The organism is Citrobacter sp. wls827, from assembly GCF_005280875.1.
In the GTDB taxonomy this organism is placed as follows: domain Bacteria; phylum Pseudomonadota; class Gammaproteobacteria; order Enterobacterales; family Enterobacteriaceae; genus Citrobacter; species Citrobacter youngae.
The window spans coordinates 182,900-208,880 of the sequence record NZ_SZWR01000019.1 but is presented as its reverse complement, the minus strand read 5'-3'; the positions used below and the strand labels follow the sequence as shown (position 1 = coordinate 208,880).

Genomic DNA, 25,981 nt, shown 5'->3' with positions numbered 1-25,981 from the left:
CTGGTGCCGGATGGCGGCTTCAGCCCCATCCGGCATGTCGCTTATACCTCGTAATCCATCTCTTCTTCACTGCGCAGTGGTATCAACTGGACTTTCTGCACTCGATGGTTTTCTACTTGCAAGGTTTTCAGCAAATAGTCGCCAACCTGTACTTCCTCTCCGGTTTTCGGGATGCGCTGCAGATACTCCATTAACAGCCCGGCAATGGTGTGGTACTCACGTTTCTCATCTAATGGGATCGGGACATACTGCACCAGGTCTTCCAGCGGCATATGGCCGTTTGCCGTCCACGACCCATCGGCATTTTTCTGAATATCATGACGAGCATCGATCTCTTCGACTTCATTTGGCAAGTTACCCGCGATGGTTTCCATCACGTCGCTGAGCGTCACAATTCCTTCCACCGAACCAAACTCATCGGCCACAAAAGCGAAGTGCGTCCGGGCGTTTCGGAACTGCTCCAGCGCAGGAAGAAGCGGCAGGGTTTCCGGGAATACCAACGGCTGGCGAAGTAAGACGCGCAAATCGAGCGGTTCGCCACGCAGCGACTGTTGCAGAAGGTCAATCACATGCACCACACCGAGCAGTTCTTCCTGTTCATCTTCTCCGGTTACGACCAGGCGCGTATGCTGGTTTTTCTCCAGTAGTGTGCGAATTTCTGCTTCCGGAGCATTGAGATCAATATGCTCGATATCATGGCGTGACGTCATGATGCTGCTGACGGTTCGCTGATTAAGGTTCAGTACGCGCTCAATCATCCGCCGTTCTTGAGGTGCAAAAATCTGGCCTTCATGATGATCCGCCAACATAGCGGCAGTTTCGGCATCCAGCTCGGCATCTTCTTTTTGACCGCTTATCAGACGCATCACCGCCTCGGCGGTACGCTGGCGTAACGTGTGGTTAGCCGACAGGAAGCGACGACGGTTAAAAATAGCCAACTGGTTCAGGGCTTCTATCATGACCGAGAAGCCGATAGCCGCGTACAGATAGCCTTTCGGTATGCGAAAACCAAAGCCTTCCGCGACCAGGCTGAAACCAATCATCAACAGGAAGCTCAGGCACAGAATAACAATAGTTGGGTGGCTGTTAACAAAGCGGGTCAACGATTTACTGGCCAGCATCATCAGGCTGATGGCAATGATCACCGCCGCCATCATGACCGCCAGATGATCAACCATACCAACAGCGGTGATCACCGAGTCCAGTGAGAAAATGGCATCAAGTACCACAATTTGCGCGACCACGCCCCAAAATTTCGCACCCCGACGTTGGGTGGGATTGTCGCTGTCTTTCCCTTCCAGCCGTTCGTTGAGCTCCATAGTGGCTTTAAACAGCAGGAAGAAACCGCCGAACAGCATGATCAGGTCGCGGGCGCTGAAGCTGAAGTCCCGAATGCTGAACAGAGGTGTGGTCAGCGTCACCAGCCATGATATTGATGCCAGCAGCAGCAGGCGCATAACCATCGCCAGCAGTAGCCCGGTAATACGCGCCTTATCCCGCTGGGATGGCGGGAGTTTCTCCGCGAGGATGGCAATAAAAACAAGATTATCAATGCCAAGAACGAGTTCTATCACGATTAGCGTGACGAGTCCGGCCCAGATTGACGGATCGGCAATCCATTCCATAGTAAATGCTATACCCATAGTTATATGACAATTGTCACAATTCGATCATGGGTAAAACCGACGAAAAATGCAATGGCGAGAAGGGATTTCTCTGCCCTTTATATCAGGACAGAGGCGAGAGAATAGTCGGAAGGTAACTGCAAGAAATGGCTTTATTTATGCAGTTATATTTAGGAAATATCGCAGGCTGGATATTTATATATTAACATTGTCAACATCAATAAAATCCTAAAAATATACATACCTTATGCTTAATATTAATCTTAAAAGGCTACGTTTCAGGGCTTGTTATCTTGCCTGCTATTCGGTTAGCTGCAACAATTCTTCCCGTAATAATCAAAAGAGAAATATGTTGCCAGTATCGCACCATGCTATTACTGATGGGCAGGCGCTATGAATATGATGACGACAGCGAGGATGGTAAAAATATAAATTAATCAGTGCATTGGTAGCCAATAAAGCCAGGGGCGGTAGCGTGCCTGGTCGCCTGATGATAAACCTAAATTATTCTGTCAAGAGACTGCAGATGGATTCATTTTTTTTAGGACTGATGCCAGTTAAATTTCTATTCAATTAACGGCAAGGTGAATGCAAACAGGCGTAATCGCTATTTAAAACGCACGTGATAATGACTCTGCCAAAGTGATAAATAATCAATGATGAAATCCAAACTTAAATTGATGCCAGTATTGGTGTCGGTAATATTGATCAACGGTTGTACCGTGTTTCCGGGCAGCAATATGTCTACCATGGGCAAAGATGTGATTAAGCAGCAGGATGCCGATTTTGATATCAACCGGATGGTGAATGTTTATCCGCTTACCCCTCGACTGGTTGAACAATTGCGTCCGCGACCGAATGTTGCTCAACCTAATATGTCGCTGGATCAGGAGATCTCCGGGTATCAGTACCGGGTCGGACCCGGCGATGTCCTGAATGTCACTGTCTGGGATCATCCCGAACTCACCACGCCTGCGGGACAGTATCGTAGCTCAAGCGATACAGGAAACTGGGTGCAACCTGATGGCACCATGTTTTATCCCTACATTGGCAAAGTTAGCGTGGTGGGAAAAACGTTGGCAGAAATTCGTAGTGATATTACCGGGCGCTTAGCGAAGTACATCGCAGACCCGCAGGTGGACGTTAATATCGCCGCATTCCGCTCGCAAAAGGCATATGTCTCCGGGCAGGTGAATAAATCCGGTCAGCAGGCCATCACCAACGTACCTCTTACTATCCTTGATGCTATTAATGCCGCAGGCGGCCTCACAGAAGCGGCCGACTGGCGCAACGTTGTGCTGACTCACAAAGGGCAGGAGCAACGCATTTCACTGCAAGCGCTAATGCAAAATGGCGATCTGAGCCAGAACCGTCTGCTCTATCCTGGCGATATTCTGTTTGTCCCACGAAATGACGACCTGAAAGTGTTCGTGATGGGTGAGGTGAAAAAACAGAGCACCCTCAAGATGGACTTCAGCGGTATGACACTCACCGAAGCGCTGGGTAATGCGGAGGGCATCGACCTGACCACCTCCAATGCCAGTGGCATCTTTGTTATTCGTCCATTAAAAGGCGAGGGTGGACATAACGGCAAGATAGCCAATATCTACCAGCTTGATATGTCTGACGCGACATCGTTGGTGATGGCGACCTCTTTCCGACTCCAGCCTTACGATGTGGTGTATGTCACGACCGCGCCGGTTGCTCGCTGGAACCGTTTGATCAATCAGTTGCTGCCGACCATTAGCGGTGTTCGTTATATGACGGATACGGCCAGCGACCTTCACAACTGGTAATCGCCATGTTTAACAAAATCTTAGTTGTCTGTGTGGGGAACATTTGCCGTTCTCCGACGGCAGAGCGCTTGTTAAGGCAATTTCATCCGGCGTTGACGGTGTCTTCCGCTGGTCTCGGCGCGCTGGTAGGCAAGGGCGCCGATCCGTGCGCTATCAGTGTGGCGCAGGCACATAACTTGTCGCTGGAAAATCATTGTGCACGACAAATCTCGGGACGGATGTGTCGGGAGTATGACCTGATCCTGACCATGGAAAAACGCCATATTACGGCGTTGTGTGAAATGGTGCCGGAGATGCGCGGCAAAGTAATGCTGTTTGGTCATTGGGACAGCGAACGCGAAATACCTGACCCGTATCGTAAAAGCCGTGATGCGTTTGATGCGGTGTATGCACTACTTGAGCGGTCTGCCCACCAATGGGCCCAGGCACTGAATGCGGAGCAGGGAAAATAATGACAGAAAAAGAAAAACAGTCTGCCACGTCGGCAACAGGCAACGATGAAATCGATATCGGACGTCTGGTGGGGACCGTAGTCGAAGCACGCTGGTGGGTACTGGGCATAACCGCCGCATTTGCGCTATGTGCGGCGCTCTACACCCTGTTTGCCACGCCGATCTACAGTGCCGATGCGCTGGTACAAATAGAGCAAAACACCGGCAGCTCGTTAGTTCAGGATATTGGCTCGGCGTTATCCAACAAGCCACCTGCTTCTGAAGCGGAAATTCAGCTTATTCAGTCACGGCGGGTATTGGGCAAAACGGTAGACGATCTTAATCTGGATATTTCCGTCACTAAAGATTCATTTCCTCTTTTTGGTGCCGGCTGGGACCGTCTGATGGGCCGCCAGAATGAAACGGTCAATGTAACGACTTTCGCCTTTCCAACGTCAATGAATGAACAGACCTTCACGTTGAACGTACTGAACGACAAAAGTTATCAACTGGTGAGTGACGGCGGCTTTAGCGCTCGTGGCCAGGTTGGGCAGTTACTGAACCATGACGGTGTAACGATGCTGGTTGAGGCGATTCATGCCAGTCCGGGTAGCGAATTTACCGTCAGTAAGTTCTCCACGCTTGGCACGATCAACAATCTGCAAAATAACCTGATGGTGACGGAAACAGGTAAAGATACCGGGGTGTTGAGTCTGACCTTCACGGGGGAAGATCGTGAACAAATCCGCCAGATCCTTGACAGTATTACCCGCAACTATCTGCAACAAAACGTGGAGCGTAAATCTGAAGAGGCCGCTAAAAGCCTGGCGTTTCTGGCAAAACAATTACCGGAGGTGCGCAACCGTCTGGACGTTGCTGAAAACAAACTGAATGCATTTCGTCAGGATAAAGACTCCGTCGATTTACCGCTGGAGGCCAAAGCGGTGCTGGACTCGATGGTAAATATTGATGCTCAGTTAAATGAACTGACCTTTAAAGAAGCTGAAATCTCCAAACTGTTCACCAAAGCGCACCCGGCGTATCGCACGTTGCTGGAAAAACGCCAGGCGCTGGAAGATGAAAAAAACAAGCTTAACGGGCGCGTGACGGCGATGCCGAAAACGCAGCAGGAAATTGTCCGCCTGACGCGTGACGTGGAGTCCGGCCAGCAGGTCTATATGCAACTGCTGAATAAACAGCAGGAGCTGAAGATCACGGAAGCCAGTACGGTTGGCGATGTGCGCATTGTCGATCCTGCCATTGCCCAGCCTGGTGTCCTGAAACCGAAAACGGCGCTGATTATTCTCGGCAGTATCCTACTTGGTTTGATGCTTTCAGTGGTTGGCGTGCTGCTACGGTCGCTGTTCAATCGCGGTATTGAAAGCCCGCAGGCGCTTGAAGAGCACGGCATCAGCGTGTATGCCAGCATTCCCCTGTCAGAATGGCAAAAAGCGCGTGATAACGTTCAGACCATCAAAGGTGTGAAACGCTACAAGCAAAGTCAGTTACTGGCTGTGGGGAATCCGACCGATCTCGCGATAGAAGCGGTGCGCAGCCTGCGTACCAGCCTGCACTTCGCCATGATGCAATCACGTAATAATGTGCTGATGCTTACCGGGGTCAGCCCGTCGATCGGCAAAACATTTGTCTGTGCCAACCTGGCTGCGGTTATCAGTCAGACCGACAAGCGCGTACTGCTGATCGACTGTGATATGCGTAAAGGCTATACCCATGAGCTGCTCGGGACCAATAACGTCAACGGTCTGTCTGAGATCCTTAGCGGCAAGGGTGACATTCCCTCCTGCGCAAAACCAACTTCAATTGCACATTTTGACCTGGTCCCTCGCGGGCAGGTTCCCCCTAATCCTTCAGAACTGCTGATGAGCGAGCGCTTTGGCGAGTTGATGACCTGGGCCAGTGCGAACTATGACCTGGTGCTGATCGATACGCCGCCAATACTGGCCGTGACCGATGCGGCTATCGTTGGTCGCCACGTCGGAACCACGCTGATGGTGGCGCGTTACGCGGTCAATACGCTGAAAGAGGTGGAAACCAGTCTGAGTCGTTTCGGGCAAAACGGAATTCAGGTGAAAGGGGTGATCCTCAACTCCATTTTCCGGCGCGCCAGCGGGTATCAGGATTACGGTTACTACGAATACGAATACACGTCGGATTCGAAATAGACAACTAACAGCAACGCATATCGAATGTAGGCCTGATAAGCGTAGCGCCATCTGGCAACTTTATCTGGGACAAAAAATGACGACAGACAACCCGCTAATTTCTATTTATATGCCCACCTGGAACCGCCAGCAGTTGGCTATCCGGGCGATTAAATCGGTGCTGCGCCAGGACTATAGTCACTGGGAAATGATCATTGTCGATGATTGCTCTGCCGAGTATGAGCAGCTGCAACAGTTTGTTGAGGCGTTAAACGATCCACGCGTGAGCTATACGCATAACGAGATGAACTCCGGCGCGTGCGCAGTACGCAATCAGGCCATCATGCAGGCCAGTGGGCAGTACATTACGGGGATTGATGATGACGATGAGTGGACGCCGAATCGCCTGAGCTCATTCCTTCAGTCTCGTCATCAACTGGTAACGCATGCTTTTCTATACGCTGATGATTATGTCTGTGAAGGTGAGGTTTATTCACAGCCAGCCAGTCTGCCGCTGTATCCAAAATCGATGTACTCACGTCGCCGATTTTATAAACGCAATATCATTGGTAATCAGGTCTTTAGCTGGGCCTGGCGTTTCAAAGCATGCCTGTTTGATACGACGTTAAAAGCCGCGCAGGATTACGACATTTTTCTGCGCATGGTCGTGGCCTACGGTAAACCCTGGAAGGTAAAAGAGGCGACGCAGATCCTGCATGTGAATCACGGCGAGATGCGTATTACCTCATCCCCACATAAGTTCTCCGGTTACTTCCAGTTCTATCGCAAACACAAAGGTAAATTTGACCGGGCGAGTAAAAAATATCAGCTGTTTACTCTTTATCAGATCCGTAACAAGCGGATGAACTGGCGCACATTGCTGACGTTGCTTTCCATCCGTAACGGCAAACGCCTGGCTGACGGTCTGCGAGGACGTTAAGTATGCTGAGTCAACATGTGAGAGCAAAGGTAATGCAATGAATATTCTGCAATTTAATGTTCGGCTTGCCGAAGGCGGGGCGGCCGGGGTCGCGCTGGATTTACACCTGCGCGCGCTGGAAAAAGGGTGGGTGTCGCGGTTTGTATACGGTTATGGCAAAGGAGGCAAGAGAAGCGCCAGTCACGGAAATTATCCGCACGTGATTAAACATGCGCCGCGTTTGACGTCGGCGGCGAATATTGCCCTGTTTCGCCTCGCAAACCGCGATCTGTTTGGCAACCTCGACAGTATGTATCGCACAATCATCCGCACTGCGGGCCCGCTGGTTCTGCATTTCCATGTGCTGCACAGTTACTGGCTGAACCTCGAAGAGGTAGTGGCGTTTTGCCAAAAGGTGAAGGCACATAAGCCCGATATCACCTTTGTGTGGACGCTGCACGATCACTGGAGTGTTACCGGACGCTGCGCCTTTACCGATGGCTGCGAAGGCTGGAAAACGGGCTGCCAGAAATGTCCAACGTTAAGCAACTATCCCCCGGTTAACGTTGATAAAGCGCATCAGCAACTGCCCGGGAAACGTCAAATGTTTCGTACGATGCTGGCGCTTGGCTGCCAGTTTATCTCGCCCAGTCAACATGTGGCGGAAGCATTTAACAGCCTGTACGGTGCCGGGTGTTGTCACATCATCAATAACGGTATCGATGTGGCGACGGAAGCGATTCTTGCTGACTTGCCGGTTCAGCATGAGCCGCTGGGCAGACCGAAAATTGCCGTGGTGGCCCATGATTTGCGCTATGACGGCAAAACCAGCCAGCAACTGGTCCAGGCGCTTATCGCGCTCGGTGACAAAATAGAGCTGCATACCTTCGGTAAGTTTTCCCCGTTTGCCGGAGCAAACGTCATCAACCATGGGTTTGAAAGTGACAAACGAACCTTGATGGGGGCGCTAAATCAGATGGATGGGCTGGTGTTCAGTTCGCGGGTTGATAACTATCCGCTAATCTTGTGCGAAGCGCTTTCTATCGGTGTACCGGTTATCGCCACGCACAGTGAGGCGGCACAGGAAGTGCTGGCAAAAACAGGCGGCAAAACATTCAGTGAAGCGGATGTTTTGCATCTGGTACAACTGAAAAAATCAGAAATTGCACAGGCGGTATTTGACACCTCGCTGGCTACCTTTAGCCAGCAGAGCCGGACAGCATACAGCGGACAACAGATGCTGGAGGAATATGTCTCGTACTATCAGGGTCTGTAGCTATCTGGTGTTGCCGCTGCTTTATCTGCTGGTTAACGTCAAGCTTGCGCAACTGGGTGAAAGTTTCCCTGTCACCGTTGTCACTTTTTTACCACTGTTGCTACTGCTGTTTGTTGACCGTATCAATATTAAAAAGCTGTTGATTGCGTTGGGAGTCGGTGGGGGGCTGGCGGTGTTTAACTACCTGTTTGGCCAATCGCTGGATGCCAGCAAGTATGTAACATCTGCCATGTTGTTTATCTATACCGTGATCATTATTGGCATGGTGTGGAGTATTCGCTTTAAAACCATTTCGCCACATAACTATCCTAAAATTTTGCGTTTATTCTGGCTGGTGGTGGGGTTAGTGGTCGGTCTGGCTGCCATTGAAATGGCACAGATCATTCTCAGCGGTGGCAGCAGTATAATGGAAGCTATTTCGAAATATCTTATTTACAGCAATAGCTATGTGCTGAACTTTATTAAATTTGGTGGGAAGCGTACCACCGCACTCTATTTTGAGCCTGCATTTTTCGCTCTGGCGTTAATCTCAATTTGGCTCAGCATCAAACAGTTTGGTATCAAAACGCCCAAGACCGATGCTATGATTCTGGCAGGGGTGATATTGTCAGGATCGTTTTCAGGGGTGATGACATTTATTTTGTTTTACCTGCTGGAGTGGGCGTTTCAGTATCTGAATAAGGATGCGATAAAAAAGAAGTTACCCTTGGCAATTATTTCGCTGAGTGTGTTTATGGTGGGCGTGATATTTGCCTTCCCCTACATCACGACTCGTCTTGGTGATTTAGGTACTGAAGGCTCTTCATCTTATTATCGCATAGTAGGACCGTTGGTCATGGTTGGCTATTCATTACTGAATGTCGATGGTGTAGTGAGATTTGGCTCACTTTATGAATATGTTGCATCATTCGGAATCTTTAACGGTGCAGATGTAGGTAAAACGATAGACAATGGTTTGTATTTGCTAATTATCTATTTTTCGTGGTTCGCCGTAATATTATCCCTGTGGTACATGAGAAAAGTAACGAAAATGATGATGAATGCGTTTGGTGATAATCAGAATTATCGGGTGCAGCTTTATCTTTTTACACCGTTGTCGCTGTTTTTCACCGGTTCAGTATTTAGTCCGGAATATGCGTTTTTAATTGTATGTCCGTTTATTTTGCGCAAGGCGCTGAATATCGCGAGGTAATTTACATGCTGCTGAGTATTATCACCGTCGCTTTTCGCAATCTGGACGGGATCGTCAAAACCCATGCGTCACTGGCGCATCTTGCGCAGGCGAGCGATATCCGCTTTGAGTGGATTGTTATCGATGGGGGGTCTACAGACGGTACTCCGGCGTTCCTGGAAAATCTCAATGGAGAGCACCAGTTACGTTTTGTCAGCGAGCCTGATAACGGTCTCTACGATGCAATGAACAAAGGTATCGCTATGGCGCGCGGGCGCTTTGCACTCTTTCTCAACTCTGGAGATATTCTGCATGCCGATTCTGTACATTTTATCCGCCAGTTAAAAACGCAGAGTGATAAAGCGATGGTGATTGGCGATGCTTTGCTGGATTTTGGTAATGGTAAAAAAATGACGCGCCGGGCTAAACCGGGTTGGTATATCTACCACAGTTTGCCAGCCAGTCATCAGGCAATATTTTTTCCGCTGACGGGGCTGCAAACCTGGCATTATGATTTGCAATATAAAATATCATCGGATTATGCGCTGGCAGCAAAATTATACAAGTCCGGGTTCGCGTTTAAAAAACTGACTGGTTTAGTGTCGGAGTTTTCCATGGGCGGCGTATCGACTACGAATAATCTGGAATTGTGTCGGGATGCCAAAAGAGTCCAACGTCAAATATTGCGCATGCCCGGTTTTTGGGCTGAATTTTCTGAATACATACGTCTGCGTACAACCGGTAAGACAAAACACTTATATGGTAAAACGTAAGGTCACACTATGCAGGATTTAAACGGCTTCGCGGTGCCGAAAGGTTTTCGCGGCGGTGGTGCAATTAAAGTGCAATTATGGTGGGCGATACAAGCAACATTATTTCACTGGTCACCACAGGTGATGTACCGCTGGCGTGTTTTTTTATTAAGGATATTTGGCGCAAAAATAGGAAAAAACGTAGTTATTCGGCCTTCAGTAAAAATTACTTATCCGTGGAAATTAACACTGGGTGATTACGCCTGGGTAGGGGATGACGCGGTTTTATATACGCTGGGTAATATTACGATTGGGGCTCATACGGTTATTTCGCAGAAAAGCTATTTATGCACCGGAAGTCATGATTATGCCAGCCAACACTTTGATATTAGTGCCACGCCAATTGTGATTGGCGAGAAATGCTGGCTGGCGACAGATGTTTTTGTCGCGCCTGGCGTGACGATAGGCGACGGCACCGTCGTGGGTGCACGTAGCAGCGTTTTTAAATCGTTGCCGGCCAATGCCATATGTCGGGGTAACCCCGCAGTAGTTACGCGTAAACGCGTCGAGAACGTTACTCCCTGAAGGGAAATTTTAAGAGGTAATAACATGTCAAAAGTCGCTCTCATTACTGGCGTAACCGGGCAGGATGGTTCTTACCTGGCAGAGTTTCTGCTGGAAAAAGGTTATGAAGTTCATGGTATTAAGCGCCGGGCCTCGTCATTTAATACCGAACGGGTAGACCATATTTACCAGGATCCACATGCGGGTAATCCCAAATTCCATCTGCATTATGGTGATTTGACGGACTCCTCTAATCTGACCCGCATTTTGCAAGAGATTCAGCCGGATGAAGTCTATAACCTGGGCGCAATGAGCCACGTGGCGGTGTCGTTTGATTCGCCAGAATATACTGCTGATGTTGATGGGATCGGCACGCTGCGTTTGCTGGAAGCGATTCGCTTCCTGGGTCTGGAAAAGAAAACCCGTTTCTATCAGGCCTCCACCTCTGAACTGTACGGTCTGGTTCAGGAGATCCCACAGAAAGAAACGACGCCGTTCTATCCGCGATCGCCCTATGCTGTCGCCAAACTGTATGCCTACTGGATCACCGTCAATTACCGTGAATCTTATGGCATATATGCCTGTAACGGCATTCTGTTTAACCATGAATCTCCGCGTCGTGGCGAAACCTTCGTCACACGCAAAATTACCCGTGCAATTGCCAACATCGCTCAGGGGCTGGAGTCCTGTCTGTACCTCGGCAATATGGATTCGTTGCGTGACTGGGGACATGCCAAAGACTACGTCAGGATGCAGTGGATGATGCTGCAGCAGGAACAGCCGGAAGACTTCGTGATCGCCACTGGCGTGCAGTATTCCGTCCGTCAGTTTGTGGAAATGGCTGCTGCCCAACTCGGTATTAAGCTGCGCTTTGAAGGTGAGGGCGTGAATGAAAAAGGCATTGTGGTTTCGGTGACTGGGCATGATGCGCCAGGGGTGAAACCGGGGGATGTGATGATCGCTGTCGACCCGCGCTATTTCCGTCCTGCAGAGGTTGAAACGCTGTTGGGCGATCCGACAAAGGCACACGAAAAACTGGGCTGGAAACCGGAGATCACATTGCGCCAGATGGTTTCTGAAATGGTTGCTCACGATCTGGAAGCAGCGAAGAAACATTCACTGCTGAAGTCCCATGGTTACGATGTTGTTATTGCACTGGAGAGCTAATGATGATGAAGAAGAAACGTGTTTATATTGCGGGACATCGGGGAATGGTGGGCTCTGCTATTTACCGACAACTTGCACAACGTGAAGATGTCGAGTTAATCATCCGTAACCGTGAACAGCTCAATTTATTAGACACAACGGCGGTTAATGATTTTTTTACCAGTGAGAATATTGACCAGGTTTATCTTGCCGCGGCAAAAGTTGGCGGGATTATGGCTAATAATAATTATCCATCTGATTTCATTTATGAAAACATGATGATGGAAAGTAATATCCTTCATGCGGCTCATAATTCAAATGTCGGGAAGTTATTATTTTTAGGCTCATCATGTATTTATCCTAAGTTTGCGCAGCAACCAATCAAAGAGAGCGAGTTGTTGCAGGGATCACTGGAGCCGACAAATGAGCCCTATGCCATCGCTAAAATTGCAGGAATAAAACTGTGTGAGTCCTATAACCGGCAGCATCGCCGGGATTACCGTTCAGTGATGCCGACGAACCTGTATGGACCTAACGACAATTTCCATAAAGATAATTCCCATGTGATCCCTGCGTTATTGCGTCGTTTTCATGAAGCCACCCAACGGGATGACAAGTATGTTGAGGTTTGGGGCAGTGGAAAACCCATGCGTGAATTTTTGCATGTTGATGATATGGCGGCAGCAAGCATCCATGTGATGGAGTTAGACAATGAGGTTTGGCAGGAAAATACAGAGCCAATGCTTTCTCATGTAAATGTAGGCACGGGTGAAGATTGCACTATTCGTGAACTATCCGACGCCATTGCAAAAGTTGTTGGTTTTCGCGGTGATATTATTTTTGATGCTTCTAAACCTGATGGGACACCACGAAAACTGCTTGATGTCAGTCGCCTGAGAAGACTCGGTTGGCATCATGAAATAGGACTTGAACAGGGGTTGGTTAATACTTATCGCTGGTTCCTTGATAATCAGCAGCGGTATCGGGGTGAGTAATGTTTCTCAATAATGAAGACTTCGCTAATGCGGTGCGCACGACGCCGTTGATCTCTCTGGATTTTATCATTGAGAATGAGTTTGGGGAGTTTTTAGTTGGGAAAAGAACTAACAGGCCTGCTCAAGGATATTGGTTTGTGCCCGGCGGCAGAGTATTAAAAGATGAATCGCTGGAACAAGCATTTATGCGTTTGACGGAAGAAGAATTAGGTCAGCAGTTTCCCATAACACACGGTCAGTTTTTTGGTGTCTGGCAGCACTTTTATGAGGATAATTTTTCTGGTTCTTCATTTTCAACGCATTATGTGGTGCTGGGTTTTCGACTGAAGATTAATACCAGTACATCAATGTTGCCGTCAAAACAGCATGATACCTGGCGTTGGGCTAAAACGGATGAACTGATTGCCGATGGGAGTGTGCATAAGAATACGCAGGCATATTTCTACCCAGCGATGAAAGATCGGGTGCCCGGGATATGAGAATTCTGGTTTATGGCATCAATTACTCTCCCGAATTGACCGGAATTGGTAAATACACGGGAGAGATGGTGGAGTGGATGGCGAGCCAGGGGCATGAGGTTCGGGTGGTCACGGCACCTCCTTATTATCCGCAGTGGCAAGTCGGCGAACCTTATTCTTCCTGGCGCTATCGTCGGGAAGTTGGTGTCACCACTGTCTGGCGCTGTCCATTATATGTACCAACTCAACCTTCAACGTTAAAGCGGTTGTTACATTTGGGCAGTTTTGCCCTGAGCAGTCTTTTTCCCCTATTGGCTCAGTATCGGTGGAAGCCTGAATACATTATCGGCGTGGTACCCACGCTATTCTGTACACCAGGGATGCGTTTGCTGGCAAAACTGTCTGGCTCTCGCACCGTGCTGCATATTCAGGATTATGAAGTTGATGCGATGTTGGGGCTGGGATTGGCGGCAACCGGAAATTCCACAATGATTGCGCGAGTAGCCAAAGCATTTGAGCGTAGCAGTTTGTTGAATGTGGATAATGTTTCCACGATCTCCCGCTCTATGATGCAAAAAGCGCAGGAGAAAGGCGTTTCTGCAGAAAAGCTTATCTTTTTCCCGAACTGGTCCGAAGTGGAAAGATTTAGCAAGGTGGATAGTGCTGATATAGAGCAAATTCGTCAGCAGTTTGATTTGCCAACCGATAAAAAAATTATTCTGTATTCCGGCAATATTGGTGAGAAACAAGGCGTTGAAAATATCGTTGAGGCTGCAAGCCAGACTCAGGATAAACCATGGATATACGTTATTGTGGGTCAGGGAGGGGGGAAATCTAGGATGGAACAAATGGTCAAGGAACGAGCCCTAACGAATGTTAAGTTCTATCCCTTGCAACCATACGAAATGTTGCCAGCGTTATTAAGGTTGGCAGATTGCCATTTAGTCATCCAAAGACGTGGCGCTGCAGATGCGGTCCTTCCTTCGAAGTTAACGAACATATTGGCGGTCGGGGGAAATGCCGTGATTACAGCAGAGATCCACACCGAACTGGGGCAGCTTTGTCAGAAACATCCCGGTATTGCTATCTGTATTGAGCCAGAATCAGTTGAGATGCTTGTGGCCGGAATTACTGATGCAATCACTATGCCTGAATACAATATGATTGCACGTTCCTATGCAGAGTCTGCACTTGAAAAAGATAATGTCTTAAATCAATTTATTAATCATTTGAAGGGTTGACTTATGAGTCAGAATAACATTCATCCGGTAATTATTGCAGGTGGGTCCGGTAGCCGTTTGTGGCCATTATCCAGAACATTATATCCAAAGCAGTTCTTGTGTCTGGATGGGCAAAATACAATGTTGCAATCGACAATTTGTCGCCTTGATGGATTGGATTGTTCACCACCGCTGGTAATATGTAATGAAAAGCATCGATTTATTGTTGCTGAACAATTGCAAGAAATCGATAAACTAACGGGGAATATTATTCTTGAGCCACAAGCCAGGAATACCGCACCAGCAATCGCGCTGGCAGCAATCGCAGCATGTAACAATAATTCCGATCATAACCCGTTGTTGCTGGTCCTGGCAGCTGATCATATTATCGAAGAAAATAAATTCTTCCACGATGCAGTGACCTCAGCTATTCCGTTAGCCGAAAATGGCAAGCTGGTAACATTTGGTATCGTCCCGGATGCACCGGAAACAGGGTACGGTTATATTCGACGCGGTGAAGTCAGTAGTACCCAGATTCAAGTTGATTCTGTTGCTTTCAATGTTGATGCTTTTGTGGAAAAACCTGACCTTGAAACAGCCGAAAAATATATTTCTGCTGGTGAATATTACTGGAATAGCGGTATGTTTTTATTCCAGGCCCGACGCTATCTTGAAGAGCTTGAAAAATATCGCCCGGATATTCTACAGGCCTGCTTGTTAGCGATGGATAACGCTGAACTGGACAATGATTTTATCCGTGTCAGTCGGGACGATTTCCAGGCTTGCCCAGAGGAATCGATCGACTATGCCGTGATGGAGAAAACCACGGATGCCGTAGTCCTGCCGATGAACGTTGGCTGGAGCGATGTGGGGTCATGGTCATCACTTTGGGAAATCAGCGATCGTAACGACGAGGGCAATGTTTATCATGGCGATGTCATTGACCATAATACAGAGAACAGTTATGTCTACGCCGAGTCGGGATTGGTAGCAACCGTCGGCGTAAAAGATCTGATTGTCGTCCAAACTAAAGATGCAGTATTAATCGCAAATAAAACGGATGTACAAGATGTAAAAAAAATCGTTGCGCAAATTCAGGCGGATGGCCGCTCGGAACATCATATTCACCGTGAGGTTTTTAGACCCTGGGGAAAATATGATTCTATTGATGAAGGTGATCGTTATCAGGTTAAAAGGATAACCGTAAAACCCGGGCAGGGCTTTGCATTACGTATGCACCATCATCGCGCTGAACACTGGATTATTGTTGCGGGAACGGCAAAGGTCACGATCTGTGATGAGGTCCAATTATTAAGTGAAAATCAATCAGTGTATATTCCTCAGGGTACTATTCATTGTCTTGAAAACCCAGGAAAGGTTCCGCTGGAGATGATTGAAGTTCGTTCCGGAGTCTACCTTGAAGAAGATGATATTGTAAGATTTGGCACACATCATGAGCATATATAGAAATCTATTATTCATTTTTGTTAACTGACTCTCTGCGAACTTTTATGAAATAAAAATAACAGAATCTGGACTTTGTTACTTATTTATTTAGGCAATCAGGCCCGGGCTAACTGTTGCCTGAAGAAGGAGATAACATGAGCCAAATAATCCGCGTTACTACTTGTGATATTTGTTACGGGTCAGTTGGTGATGTACGCCTGAACGTGCGAACGCGCACTCTCCTGGCATTGCTAAATCAGTAATGCTGGTATTTCCCTTGCCCGATAAGGGCAAGTGGTGACTAACAGGAACCACGATGACACATCTAAAAAAGCGCGAACGAGCCAAAACCAATGCGTCGTTAATATCGATGGTGCAACGCTTTTCAGATATCACCATCATGTTTGGTGGATTATGGATAGTCTGCGAACTGAGCGGTTTGCCTTTCCTGTATATGCACCTGCTGGTCGCGTTAATCACGCTGGTCGTTTTTCAGATGCTGGGCGGGATAACGGATTTTTACCGCTCCTGGCGCGGGGTAAAAATTTCAACTGAGTTGGTGCTGCTGCTGCAAAACTGGACGCTGAGTCTGATTTTTTGCGCGGGTCTGATTACCTTTAATAACGATTTTGATAACCGGTTCGCTCTATGGCTGGCATGGTATCTGCTTTCAAGTATTGGCCTGGTGCTGTGCCGTGCGTTTATTCGCTACGGGGCGGGATGGTTGCGAAATCGTGGTTATAACACGCGTCGGGTAGCGGTAGCAGGGGACCTTCCTGCCGGACAGGTGCTGCTGGACAGCTTTCGCCATGAGCCGTGGTTGGGGTTTGAGGTCGCGGGTGTTTATCACGACCCCATACCGGGGAAAAACGCCCGGGATTGGGCGGGAAATCTGCAGCAACTTGTGGATGATGCCAAAGCTTCACGCATTCATAACGTCTATATCGCTATGTCGATGAGCGATGGGGCGCGGGTAAAAAAACTGGTACGCGAACTGGCTGATACCACCTGTTCAGTGCTCCTGATTCCTGATGTCTTTACCTTCAATATTCTGCACTCGCGGATTGAAGAAATGAACGGTGTTCCTGTGGTACCGCTGTATGACACACCGCTTTCAGGCATTAATCGTCTGCTGAAGCGCGCGGAGGATATTGTGCTGGCATCGCTAATCCTGCTGCTTATTTCTCCTGTGCTATGCGCCATTGCGCTGATGGTGAAGCTGACCTCAAAGGGGCCGGTAATTTTTCGTCAGACCCGCTATGGGATGGACGGGAAACCGATCAAAGTCTGGAAGTTTCGTTCCATGAAGGTAATGGAAAACGATACGGTGGTTACCCAGGCCACGCAGAACGATCCGCGAGTGACCCGCGTGGGTAACTTCCTGCGGCGGACGTCTCTGGATGAATTACCACAGTTTATAAATGTGCTGACAGGCGGGATGTCTATTGTCGGGCCGCGTCCACATGCGGTGGCGCATAACGAACAGTATCGCCAGTTGATAGAAGGGTACATGTTGCGCCATAAGGTGAAGCCAGGCATTACCGGCTGGGCGCAAATCAACGGCTGGCGTGGTGAAACCGATACGCTGGAAAAAATGGAAAAACGCGTAGAGTTTGACCTCGAATACATTCGCGAATGGAGCGTGTGGTTCGATATTAAAATCGTTTTTCTGACGGTGTTTAAAGGCTTCGTCAATAAAGCGGCATATTAATATGAGTTTACGAGAAAAAACCCTCAACGGTGCCAAATGGTCAGCCATTGCTACGGTAATCATCATCGGTCTGGGGCTCATTCAGATGACGGTTATGGCACGGATTATTGATAATCATCAGTTCGGGTTATTAACCGTGTCGCTGGTGATTATAGCGCTGGCCGATACGCTGTCTGATTTTGGCATCGCCAACTCGATTATTCAGCGCAAAGAGATAGGTTATCTTGAACTAACCACCTTGTACTGGTTAAACGTTGGGCTGGGGATAGTCGTATGTATTGCTATGTTTGCGCTCAGCGAAACCATTGCCAATGCGCTTAATAACCCTGAGCTGGTGCCACTGATTAAAACCTTAGCGCTGGCGTTTGTGGTGATCCCGCATGGGCAGCAGTTCCGTGCGCTGATGCAAAAAGAACTGGCCTTCAACAAAATTGGCATGATTGAAACCAGTTCAGTACTGGCCGGTTTTACTTTTACCGTGGTTAGCGCGCATTTTTGGCCGATCGCTATGACTGCCATTGTTGGGTATCTGGTGAATAGTACGCTACGTACACTGCTATTTGGCTATTTTGGTCGCAAAATATATCGACCAGGGCTATGTTTTTCACTTTCATCCGTGTCGCAAAATCTGCGCTTTGGGGCGTGGCTGACGGCGGACAGCATTATCAATTATGTGAACACCAACCTTTCGACGCTGGTGCTGGCCAGAACCCTGGGTGCTGGCGTGGCGGGAGGCTTCAATCTTGCCTGGAACGTGGCAGTTGTACCGCCAATCAAACTGAATCCGATAATTACCCGAGTACTGTTTCCTGCGTTTGCCAAAATTCAGGACGATACCGAAAAACTACGGGTCAATTTTTACAAGCTGCTATCTGTTGTCGGCATTATCAATTTCCCGGCTCTACTGGGACTGATGGTGGTATCAAATAACGTCGTACCGCTGGTGTTTGGCGAAAAGTGGAACAGTATTGTTCCTGTGCTGCAACTGCTGTGCATTGTGGGTCTGCTGCGCTCAGTCGGTAATCCGATAGGCTCACTGCTGATGGCCAAAGCACGGGTTGATATCAGCTTCAAATTCAATATTTTCAAAACCTTTTTGTTTATCCCCGCCATCCTGGTTGGCGGAAATATGGCGGGTGTGATTGGCGTCACGCTGGGCTTTTTACTGGTACAGGTCATAAACACCATCCTGAGCTATTTCGTGATGATCAAACCGGTACTGGGACCGAGCTATCGGCAGTACATGCTCAGCCTGTGGCTACCGTTCTATCTCTCTTTACCCACGCTGGTGGTGAGCTACGCGCTGGGAATGACATTGCAAAATAAATTGCCGTTAAGTGCGTTGCTGAGCCTACAGATAACCGCTGGCGCGCTGGTGTTTGTCGTGATGATTGTGCTGTCGCGTCATCCGCTGGTGGTGGAAATCAAACGCCAGTTCTGCCGTGGTGAAAAAATGAAAGCCTTGTTCCGCGCAGAGTGAATTGCGTTTGTTGTCGTCCGGAGACGGGAAAACCGTCATCCGCACTGATTTTAAGAGGTCATGATGAAATTACTGATTCTGGGCAACCACACCTGCGGTAATCGCGGGGACAGCGCCATTTTGCGCGGTTTGCTGGATGCCATTCATACGCTCCAGCCAGAGACTGAAGTGGATGTGATGAGCCGCTACCCGGTGAGTTCCTCCTGGTTACTAAACCGACCGGTGATGGGCGATCCACTGTATTCACAGATGAAGCAGCATAACAATGCTGCAGGCGTTATGGGCCGCGTAAAGAAAGTGCTGCGTCGTCGCTATCAGCATCAGGTGCTGCTCTCGCGCGTCACCGATTCCGGGAATCTGCGCAATATCGCTATCGCTCAGGGGTTTACTGACTTTGTCCGCTTGTTGTCGCGTTATGACGCCATTATCCAGGTCGGCGGATCGTTTTTTGTCGATCTGTATGGCGTGACGCAGTTTGAACATGCCTTGTGTTCGTTTATGGCTAAAAAACCGCTGTACATGATTGGTCACAGCGTAGGGCCATTTCAGGATGCACAGTTCAATCAGTTGGCGAACTACGTTTTTGGGCACTGCAATGCGTTAATTTTACGCGAATCGGTCAGTCTGGAACTGATGAAACGCAGTGAAATAACGACAGAGAAAGTCGAGTCGGGTGTGGATACCGCCTGGCTGGTAGATAACCATCACGATGACTTTGACCCGGGTTATGCCGTACAGCACTGGCTACAAACGGCTGCAAAGCAGAAGACTGTCGCCATTACATTACGTGAACTGGCGCCGTTTGATAAGCGTCTTGGAACCACACAACAGGCCTATGAGCAAGCCTTTGCCGGCGTGGTTAATCGGATCCTTGATGAAGGTTACCAGGTGATGGCGCTCTCAACCTGTACCGGTATTGATAGTTACAACAAAGATGATCGCATGGTTGCACTGAACCTGCGTCAGTACGTTAACGATCCGGCCCGTTATCACGTGGTCATGGATGAACTAAACGATCTCGAAATGGGAAAAATATTAGGCGCATGTGACCTGACGGTGGGCACACGCCTGCACTCTGCCATTATCTCGATGAACTTTATGACGCCGGCGATAGCCATTAATTATGAGCACAAATCGGCGGGAATTATGCAGCAACTGGGGTTAGCGGAAATGGCGGTTGATATCCGCCATCTGCTGGATGGTAGTCTTGAAGGCAAGGTTGCCGATAACCTGGGACGGCTCGCTGAACTTAACGTCAGGGTGGCGGAGGCGGTTAAGCGTGAACGTGAACACGGTAGGCGTATGGTGCAATCGGTATTAACGCGTATTCAGGAGGGGAAATGAAAGTCAGCTTTTTCCTGCTTAAATTTCCGCTGTCCTCTGAAACCTTTGTGCTGAATCAGATCACCGCGTTTATCGATATGGGGCATGATGTTGAAATTATCGCGTTATATCAGGGCGATCTTGATAACACCCATGCATCCTATATGGACTACCGCCTGGGCGAAAAAACACGATGGTTATTGAAAGAACCGGCTGACAGGTTGGCAAAGCTGAAATATCGCACCACGACGGTTTTACAAGGCATCACCCGGACAGCGACCTGGAAAGCGCTCAATGTTCCACGCTATGGTGATGAGGCGCGTAATCTGATTTTAGCGTCCATCTGTGCGCTAACCCCACGAGCATTCCAGGCCGATGTCTTTATTGCGCACTTTGGACCCGCTGGCGTAACGGCGGCCAAACTACGTGAACTCGGCGTGCTCCGCGGCAAAATAGCCACTGTCTTCCATGGTATTGACGTTTCACATCGGGACATCCTTTCCCGCTATACCCCCGAATATCAGAAGCTGTTTCAGCGCGGTGATTTGATGTTGCCCATCAGCAATCTCTGGGCCGGACGTTTGCGGAATATGGGATGCCCACCGCATAAAATAGCGGTATCGCGTATGGGGATTGATATGACGCGTTTTACACCCCGTGAGGTGAAAGCGCTAGGCACGCCGCTAGAAATTCTCTCCGTTGCACGGTTAACTGAGAAAAAAGGGCTGCATGTCGCTATCGAAGCGTGCCGCCAGTTGAAAGAGCGGGGTATCTCATTTCGTTATCGCATTCTGGGAATTGGCCCTTGGGAGCGTCGATTACGTACGCTTATCGAGCAATATCAACTGGATGACGTGATTGAAATGTCAGGATTTAAACCCAGCCATCAGGTTAAAGAGATGCTTGAGCAGGCGGATGTCTTCCTGTTGCCCTCCGTCACGGGAATTGATGGTGACATGGAAGGGATCCCGGTGGCGTTGATGGAGGCCATGGCCGTAGGGATACCGGTCGTCTCTACTGTGCACAGTGGGATCCCTGAGCTGGTGGAATCTGGAAGGTCCGGTTGGCTGGCACCAGAGAATGATGCTCAGGCCCTGGCGGAGCGATTAGCGACGGTCAGCGTGCTAGACAGTGAGCAAGTGAAGCCGGTGGTGGCGTGCGCCCGCGAAAAAATAGCCGCTGAATTTAACCAGCTTGCGATCAACAAACAGCTAGCCAGTCTGCTGCAAACGATGTAAATCGAGGTTGTATGCCAGAGAAAAAACTCTCCCGACGTACTTTTCTGACGGCAGGCTCTGCGCTTGTCGTACTGCATTCTCCCGTTGCCCGGGCGCTTGAATCACCGGGCAGCGTCAACATTCAGGATTACAATCCACAGGATTGGGTGGCTTCCTTCAGGCAGGCGTTTTCAGAGGCGCAAACCGTTGTCGTGCCTGCTGGTCTGGAGTGCAGGAATATCAATACCGCGATCGGGATCCCGCCTGGTAAAACGTTGCATCTGCAAGGCGGGGTCAGTAGCAGCAGTCGTGGGCGCTTTATTCTGCAGGATGGCTGTCGCGTGACAGGGGAGCAGGGGGGGCGCTTGCGAAATATTACCCTTGATGTTCGGGGATCCGACTGTGTGATAAAAGGCATAGCCATGAGCGGTTTCGCCCCTGTGGCACAAATTTATATCGGGGGGAAAACGCCGCGAGCGATGCGTAACCTCACCATTGACGACATTACCGTCACTGATGCGAATTACGGGATCCTGCGACAGGGGTTTCATAACCAGATGGATGGGGTACGGATAACCAACAGCCGCTTTAGTGATTTACAGGGTGACGCCATCGAGTGGAATGTCGCGATAAACGACAGTGACATCGTGATTTCAGACCATGTTATAGAACGCATCAATTGTACGAACGGAAATGTTAACTGGGGTATCGGTATTGGGCTGGCAGGTAGTACATACGACAACACCTATCCAGACGAACTGGCGGTGAAAAGATTTGTGGTAGCCAATATAACGGGCTCGGATTGTCGGCAGTTAGTCCATGTCGAGAACGGCAAACATTTTATCATTCGTAATATTACCGCGCGAAATATCACCCCGAATTTCAGCAAGAAAGCGGGTATCGACAATGCTACAGTCGCTATTTATGGATGTGATAATTTCGTTATCGATAATATCAATATGAAAAATAGCGCAGGGATGTTGATTGGGTACGGTGTGATCAAAGGACGATATTTGTCCATCCCACAAAACTTTAAGTTAAATAATATTCAACTGGATAACACACATCTCGATTATAAATTACGTGGTATTCAGATTTCCTCAGGTAATGCAACTTCATTTGTGGCCATTACCAACGTGGAGATGAAGCGCGCGACGCTGGAGCTGCACAACAAACCTCAGCATCTTTTCTTGCGAAATATCAAGGTGATGCAGCAATCTACCATCGGGCCAGCGCTGAAAATGCACTTTGATCTGCGCAAAGATGTACGCGGTAAGTTTATGGCCAAACAGGAGACCTTGCTCTCGCTGAACAACATTCATGCAGTTAATGAAGCTGGGCAAAGCTCGGTTGATATTGACAACGTAAACCACCAGGTTGTGAATGTCACGGCAGTGAATTTTCGACTACCGGGCCGGTAATTTTACGACCATTCCTGGCTAAAAACCTACCCGGCTAAGATTATGATTACTGCATTCTGCCGATAAGCGGCGTAACATGCGTCCTAACTGAGCAATGTAATTCATACTGGCTAAAACAAGCTAAAAAGCTATAATTCAGCAACTATTGAATAGGTGAATGACTTAATGATTAATTTGAAAGCAGTTATTCCGGTAGCGGGCCTCGGGATGCACATGTTGCCTGCCACAAAGGCCATCCCAAAAGAAATGCTACCGATCGTTGATAAGCCGATGATTCAATACATTGTCGACGAGATTGTAGCTGCAGGTATCAAAGAAATCGTTCTGGTAACACATGCGTCTAAGAACGCGGTTGAGAACCACTTCGACACCTCTTATGAACTTGAATCGCTGCTTGAACAGCGTGTTAAACGCCAGTTACTGGCCGAAGTGCAGTCCATCTGCCCTCCCGGTGTGACTATCATGAACGTCCGTCAGGCACAATTACTCGGCCTGGGCCACTCTATTCTTTGTGCACGCCCGATAATAGGGGACAACCCTTTTGTGGTGGTCTTACCTGACGTCGTTCTGGATACGGCGAGTGCGGATCCGCTGCGCTACAACCTGGCCGCAATGGTGGCCCGCTTTAATGAGACCGGGCGTAGTCAGGTGCTGGCAAAACGTATGGCTGGCGATCTTTCCGAGTATTCCGTTATTCAGACCAAAGAACCTTTGGACAACGAAGGTAAGGTCAGCCGCATCGTTGAATTCATTGAAAAACCCGACCAGCCGCAAACCCTTGATTCGGACCTGATGGCCGTAGGGCGCTATGTGCTTTCTGCTGATATTTGGGCAGAAATTGAGCGTACGCAGCCTGGTGCGTGGGGGCGTATTCAGCTTACGGATGCTATCGCTGAACTGGCGAAAAAACAGTCTGTTGATGCCATGTTGATGACCGGCGATAGCTACGATTGTGGTAAGAAAATGGGCTACATGCAGGCATTTGTGAAGTACGGACTGCGCAACCTGAAAGAAGGGCCGAAGTTCAGGGATCAAATTTTAAAACTGCTGAGCTAGTGCCATTGCTACCCTCGTTGCCTGTGATTTGAACCGAGTATCGTAGCAGTATATGTAAAGAGTCATGATTTGTCTGATACCCGCAGAATGCAGCTATAAATGTTTTTTTATAAATTTCAAATACTAAAAAAGGTAGATCGGTAAGAAATTACCGGTCCGCCGTAGGACATTTTTCTTGTCTACACAGTGAATAAATAAGAGAATATTCGGTTGAGATATCCCTTATTCGTTGAGGGTTATCAGTAATTTGTTTGCCCAACATAAAATGAGCAGTGCCCTGGTAGCTGTAGAGCCAGTGCGGTAGCGTGCCCATTTGTCATTGAGCGACGATGAAACTTTTTCGTTGGTTTAGTATAACGCATTGATATTTAAGGACCCAAGATGTTACTTCCTGTGATAATGGCCGGTGGTACCGGTAGTCGTTTATGGCCGATGTCGCGCGAGCTCTACCCAAAACAGTTTCTTCGTTTGTATGGACAGCGTTCAATGCTGCAAGAAACAGTGCTCCGTCTGGATGATGTCGATGCACGGGAACCGGTAGTCATTTGCAATCAGGAACACAGATTTCTTGTTGCTGAGCAACTAAGACAAATTAACAAGCTCTCGCATAATATCATTCTTGAACCCGTTGGCCGCAATACTGCACCAGCAATAGCGCTGGCAGCATTAAGTGCAATAGAGAATGGCGATGACCCAATTCTTCTGGTATTAGCCGCAGATCACATCATTAACAATAAACCGGCATTTCACCAGGCGGTAAAGTCAGCATTTAAATTTGCCATGCAGGGGCGCCTTGTTACATTTGGGATTGTACCAACCGGTGCAGAAACAGGTTATGGCTATATTCACCGCGGTAAGGAAGAAGTTCTTGGTGAGAATATCGCTTACCAGGTTAGCCGTTTCGTGGAGAAACCGAACAAAGAAACCGCGGAAAGTTATTTAGCGTCTGGTGAATATTACTGGAACAGCGGAATGTTCATGTTCCGGGCCAAGAAATATCTTGAAGAACTGGAAAAATTCAGACCCGATATTCTTGAGTCCTGCAAGGCGGCAATCCGCGGTTGCAAAGATAGCGATGAGTTTATCAAGATTGATCGCGATCTGTTTATCGCTTGTCCGGATGAGTCTGTTGACTACGCGGTCATGGAAAAAACGACAGACGCTGTCGTCGTTGGGCTTGATGCAGACTGGAGTGACGTGGGTTCCTGGTCGGCACTATGGGAAGTGAGCCCTAAAGATAAAAAAGGTAATGTCCTGACGGGTGATACCTTCATGCACAACGCAAATAACTGCTATATCAACACTGATGAAAAATTGGTTGCCGCTATCGGTGTCGATAATCTGGTGATCATTAATACAAAAGATGCCGTACTGGTCGTTGATAAAGATCAGGTGCAGGATGTTAAGAAAGTTGTTGAGTATCTTAAAGCTAATCATCGCAGTGAATATAAGCGTCACCGGGAAATATACCGTCCGTGGGGGCGATGCGATGTGGTGGTACAGACCGAGCGTTTTAATGTAAATCGGATCACCGTTAAACCGGGGGCAGCATTTTCGATGCAGATGCATCATCACCGGACCGAACACTGGGTTGTGCTTTCAGGCACGGGTGAAGTAACGATTAAAGATCAAAAATTCCTGCTGACTGAAAACCAATCAACCTTTATTCCCATCGGAGCACAACATCGACTGGAAAACCCAGGCAAGATTCCATTGGAACTGCTTGAGATCCAATCCGGCTCCTATTTAGGGGATGATGACATTATTCGTATTAAAGACCAGTATGGTCGTTGCTAATTTTGAAGGTATAAA

The 25,981-nt window shown here is 48.5% G+C and carries 21 protein-coding genes; 20 read left to right on the top strand and 1 reads right to left on the bottom strand.

Going from position 1 to position 25,981, the window contains the following annotated elements:
• Positions 1-41: 41 nt before the first annotated feature.
• Positions 42-1,625 (bottom strand): TerC family protein, encoded by a 1,584-nt coding sequence (locus FDX03_RS16335; protein WP_048212046.1) that lies wholly within the window; start codon positions 1,623-1,625, stop codon positions 42-44.
• Positions 1,626-2,281: 656 nt separating this feature from the next.
• Between FDX03_RS16335 and FDX03_RS16330 the strand changes: the two genes are divergently transcribed.
• The 20 genes from FDX03_RS16330 (at position 2,282) to FDX03_RS16235 (ending at position 25,966) form a co-directional block, all read left to right on the top strand.
• Positions 2,282-3,421: a polysaccharide export protein gene (locus FDX03_RS16330; protein WP_048212045.1), complete on the top strand. Its 1,140-nt coding sequence runs from the start codon at positions 2,282-2,284 to the stop codon at positions 3,419-3,421.
• A 5-nt stretch (positions 3,422-3,426) separates the two neighbouring features.
• Positions 3,427-3,873 (top strand): low molecular weight protein-tyrosine-phosphatase Wzb, encoded by a 447-nt coding sequence (gene wzb / locus FDX03_RS16325; protein ID WP_137346249.1) that lies wholly within the window; start codon positions 3,427-3,429, stop codon positions 3,871-3,873.
• Positions 3,873-6,035: a tyrosine-protein kinase Wzc gene (gene wzc / locus FDX03_RS16320; protein ID WP_137346248.1), complete on the top strand. Its 2,163-nt coding sequence runs from the start codon at positions 3,873-3,875 to the stop codon at positions 6,033-6,035. Before wzb ends, wzc begins: the two co-directional genes overlap by 1 nt.
• A gap of 76 nt (positions 6,036-6,111) precedes the next feature.
• A complete protein-coding gene (gene wcaA / locus FDX03_RS16315; protein ID WP_005128312.1) occupies positions 6,112-6,954 on the top strand; it encodes a colanic acid biosynthesis glycosyltransferase WcaA in 843 nt (280 codons plus the stop codon).
• 37 nt (positions 6,955-6,991) lie between these two features.
• Complete coding sequence (gene wcaC / locus FDX03_RS16310) at positions 6,992-8,209, top strand: colanic acid biosynthesis glycosyltransferase WcaC (RefSeq protein WP_137346247.1); 1,218 nt, start codon at positions 6,992-6,994, stop codon at positions 8,207-8,209.
• On the top strand, positions 8,184-9,401 hold the full coding sequence (gene wcaD, locus FDX03_RS16305) for a colanic acid polymerase WcaD (protein WP_137346246.1): 1,218 nt from the start codon (positions 8,184-8,186) through the stop codon (positions 9,399-9,401). Before wcaC ends, wcaD begins: the two co-directional genes overlap by 26 nt.
• A gap of 5 nt (positions 9,402-9,406) precedes the next feature.
• The gene (wcaE, locus tag FDX03_RS16300) at positions 9,407-10,153 is read left to right on the top strand and encodes a colanic acid biosynthesis glycosyltransferase WcaE (protein WP_137346245.1); all 747 of its coding nucleotides are present in this window, start codon (positions 9,407-9,409) and stop codon (positions 10,151-10,153) included.
• 9 nt (positions 10,154-10,162) lie between these two features.
• Positions 10,163-10,717: a colanic acid biosynthesis acetyltransferase WcaF gene (gene wcaF / locus FDX03_RS16295; protein WP_137346244.1), complete on the top strand. Its 555-nt coding sequence runs from the start codon at positions 10,163-10,165 to the stop codon at positions 10,715-10,717.
• A gap of 24 nt (positions 10,718-10,741) precedes the next feature.
• Positions 10,742-11,863, top strand: coding sequence for a GDP-mannose 4,6-dehydratase (gmd, locus tag FDX03_RS16290; RefSeq protein WP_115602248.1), 1,122 nt, complete (start codon positions 10,742-10,744; stop codon positions 11,861-11,863).
• 5 nt (positions 11,864-11,868) lie between these two features.
• A complete protein-coding gene (locus tag FDX03_RS16285; protein WP_115602422.1) occupies positions 11,869-12,837 on the top strand; it encodes a GDP-L-fucose synthase in 969 nt (322 codons plus the stop codon).
• A complete protein-coding gene (locus FDX03_RS16280) occupies positions 12,837-13,316 on the top strand; it encodes a GDP-mannose mannosyl hydrolase (protein ID WP_137346243.1) in 480 nt (159 codons plus the stop codon). The genes FDX03_RS16285 and FDX03_RS16280 overlap by 1 nt, the downstream gene beginning before the upstream one ends.
• A complete protein-coding gene (locus FDX03_RS16275; RefSeq protein WP_137346242.1) occupies positions 13,313-14,536 on the top strand; it encodes a WcaI family glycosyltransferase in 1,224 nt (407 codons plus the stop codon). Before FDX03_RS16280 ends, FDX03_RS16275 begins: the two co-directional genes overlap by 4 nt.
• A 3-nt stretch (positions 14,537-14,539) precedes the next feature.
• Positions 14,540-15,982, top strand: coding sequence for a mannose-1-phosphate guanyltransferase (cpsB, locus tag FDX03_RS16270; RefSeq protein WP_115602246.1), 1,443 nt, complete (start codon positions 14,540-14,542; stop codon positions 15,980-15,982).
• Between the two features lie 295 nt (positions 15,983-16,277).
• Positions 16,278-17,672, top strand: coding sequence for an undecaprenyl-phosphate glucose phosphotransferase (gene wcaJ / locus FDX03_RS16265; protein ID WP_061067681.1), 1,395 nt, complete (start codon positions 16,278-16,280; stop codon positions 17,670-17,672).
• 1 nt (position 17,673) lies between these two features.
• Entirely contained in the window at positions 17,674-19,152 is a 1,479-nt protein-coding gene (locus tag FDX03_RS16260) for an MOP flippase family protein (protein WP_061067682.1), read from the top strand.
• Between the two features lie 63 nt (positions 19,153-19,215).
• A complete protein-coding gene (gene wcaK, locus FDX03_RS16255; RefSeq protein WP_048212030.1) occupies positions 19,216-20,496 on the top strand; it encodes a colanic acid biosynthesis pyruvyl transferase WcaK in 1,281 nt (426 codons plus the stop codon).
• Positions 20,493-21,713, top strand: a complete 1,221-nt coding sequence (gene wcaL, locus FDX03_RS16250; RefSeq protein ID WP_137346241.1) for a colanic acid biosynthesis glycosyltransferase WcaL — start codon at positions 20,493-20,495, stop codon at positions 21,711-21,713. Before wcaK ends, wcaL begins: the two co-directional genes overlap by 4 nt.
• Before the next feature lie 11 nt (positions 21,714-21,724).
• Entirely contained in the window at positions 21,725-23,113 is a 1,389-nt protein-coding gene (gene wcaM / locus FDX03_RS16245) for a colanic acid biosynthesis protein WcaM (RefSeq protein ID WP_061067684.1), read from the top strand.
• A 165-nt stretch (positions 23,114-23,278) separates the two neighbouring features.
• Positions 23,279-24,169 carry a GalU regulator GalF gene (galF, locus tag FDX03_RS16240; RefSeq protein ID WP_061067685.1) on the top strand — a complete coding sequence of 297 codons (891 nt, stop codon included), beginning with the start codon at positions 23,279-23,281 and terminating at the stop codon, positions 24,167-24,169.
• 381 nt (positions 24,170-24,550) lie between these two features.
• Positions 24,551-25,966, top strand: coding sequence for a mannose-1-phosphate guanylyltransferase/mannose-6-phosphate isomerase (locus FDX03_RS16235; RefSeq protein ID WP_061067686.1), 1,416 nt, complete (start codon positions 24,551-24,553; stop codon positions 25,964-25,966).
• The last annotated feature ends 15 nt before the right edge of the window (positions 25,967-25,981 follow it).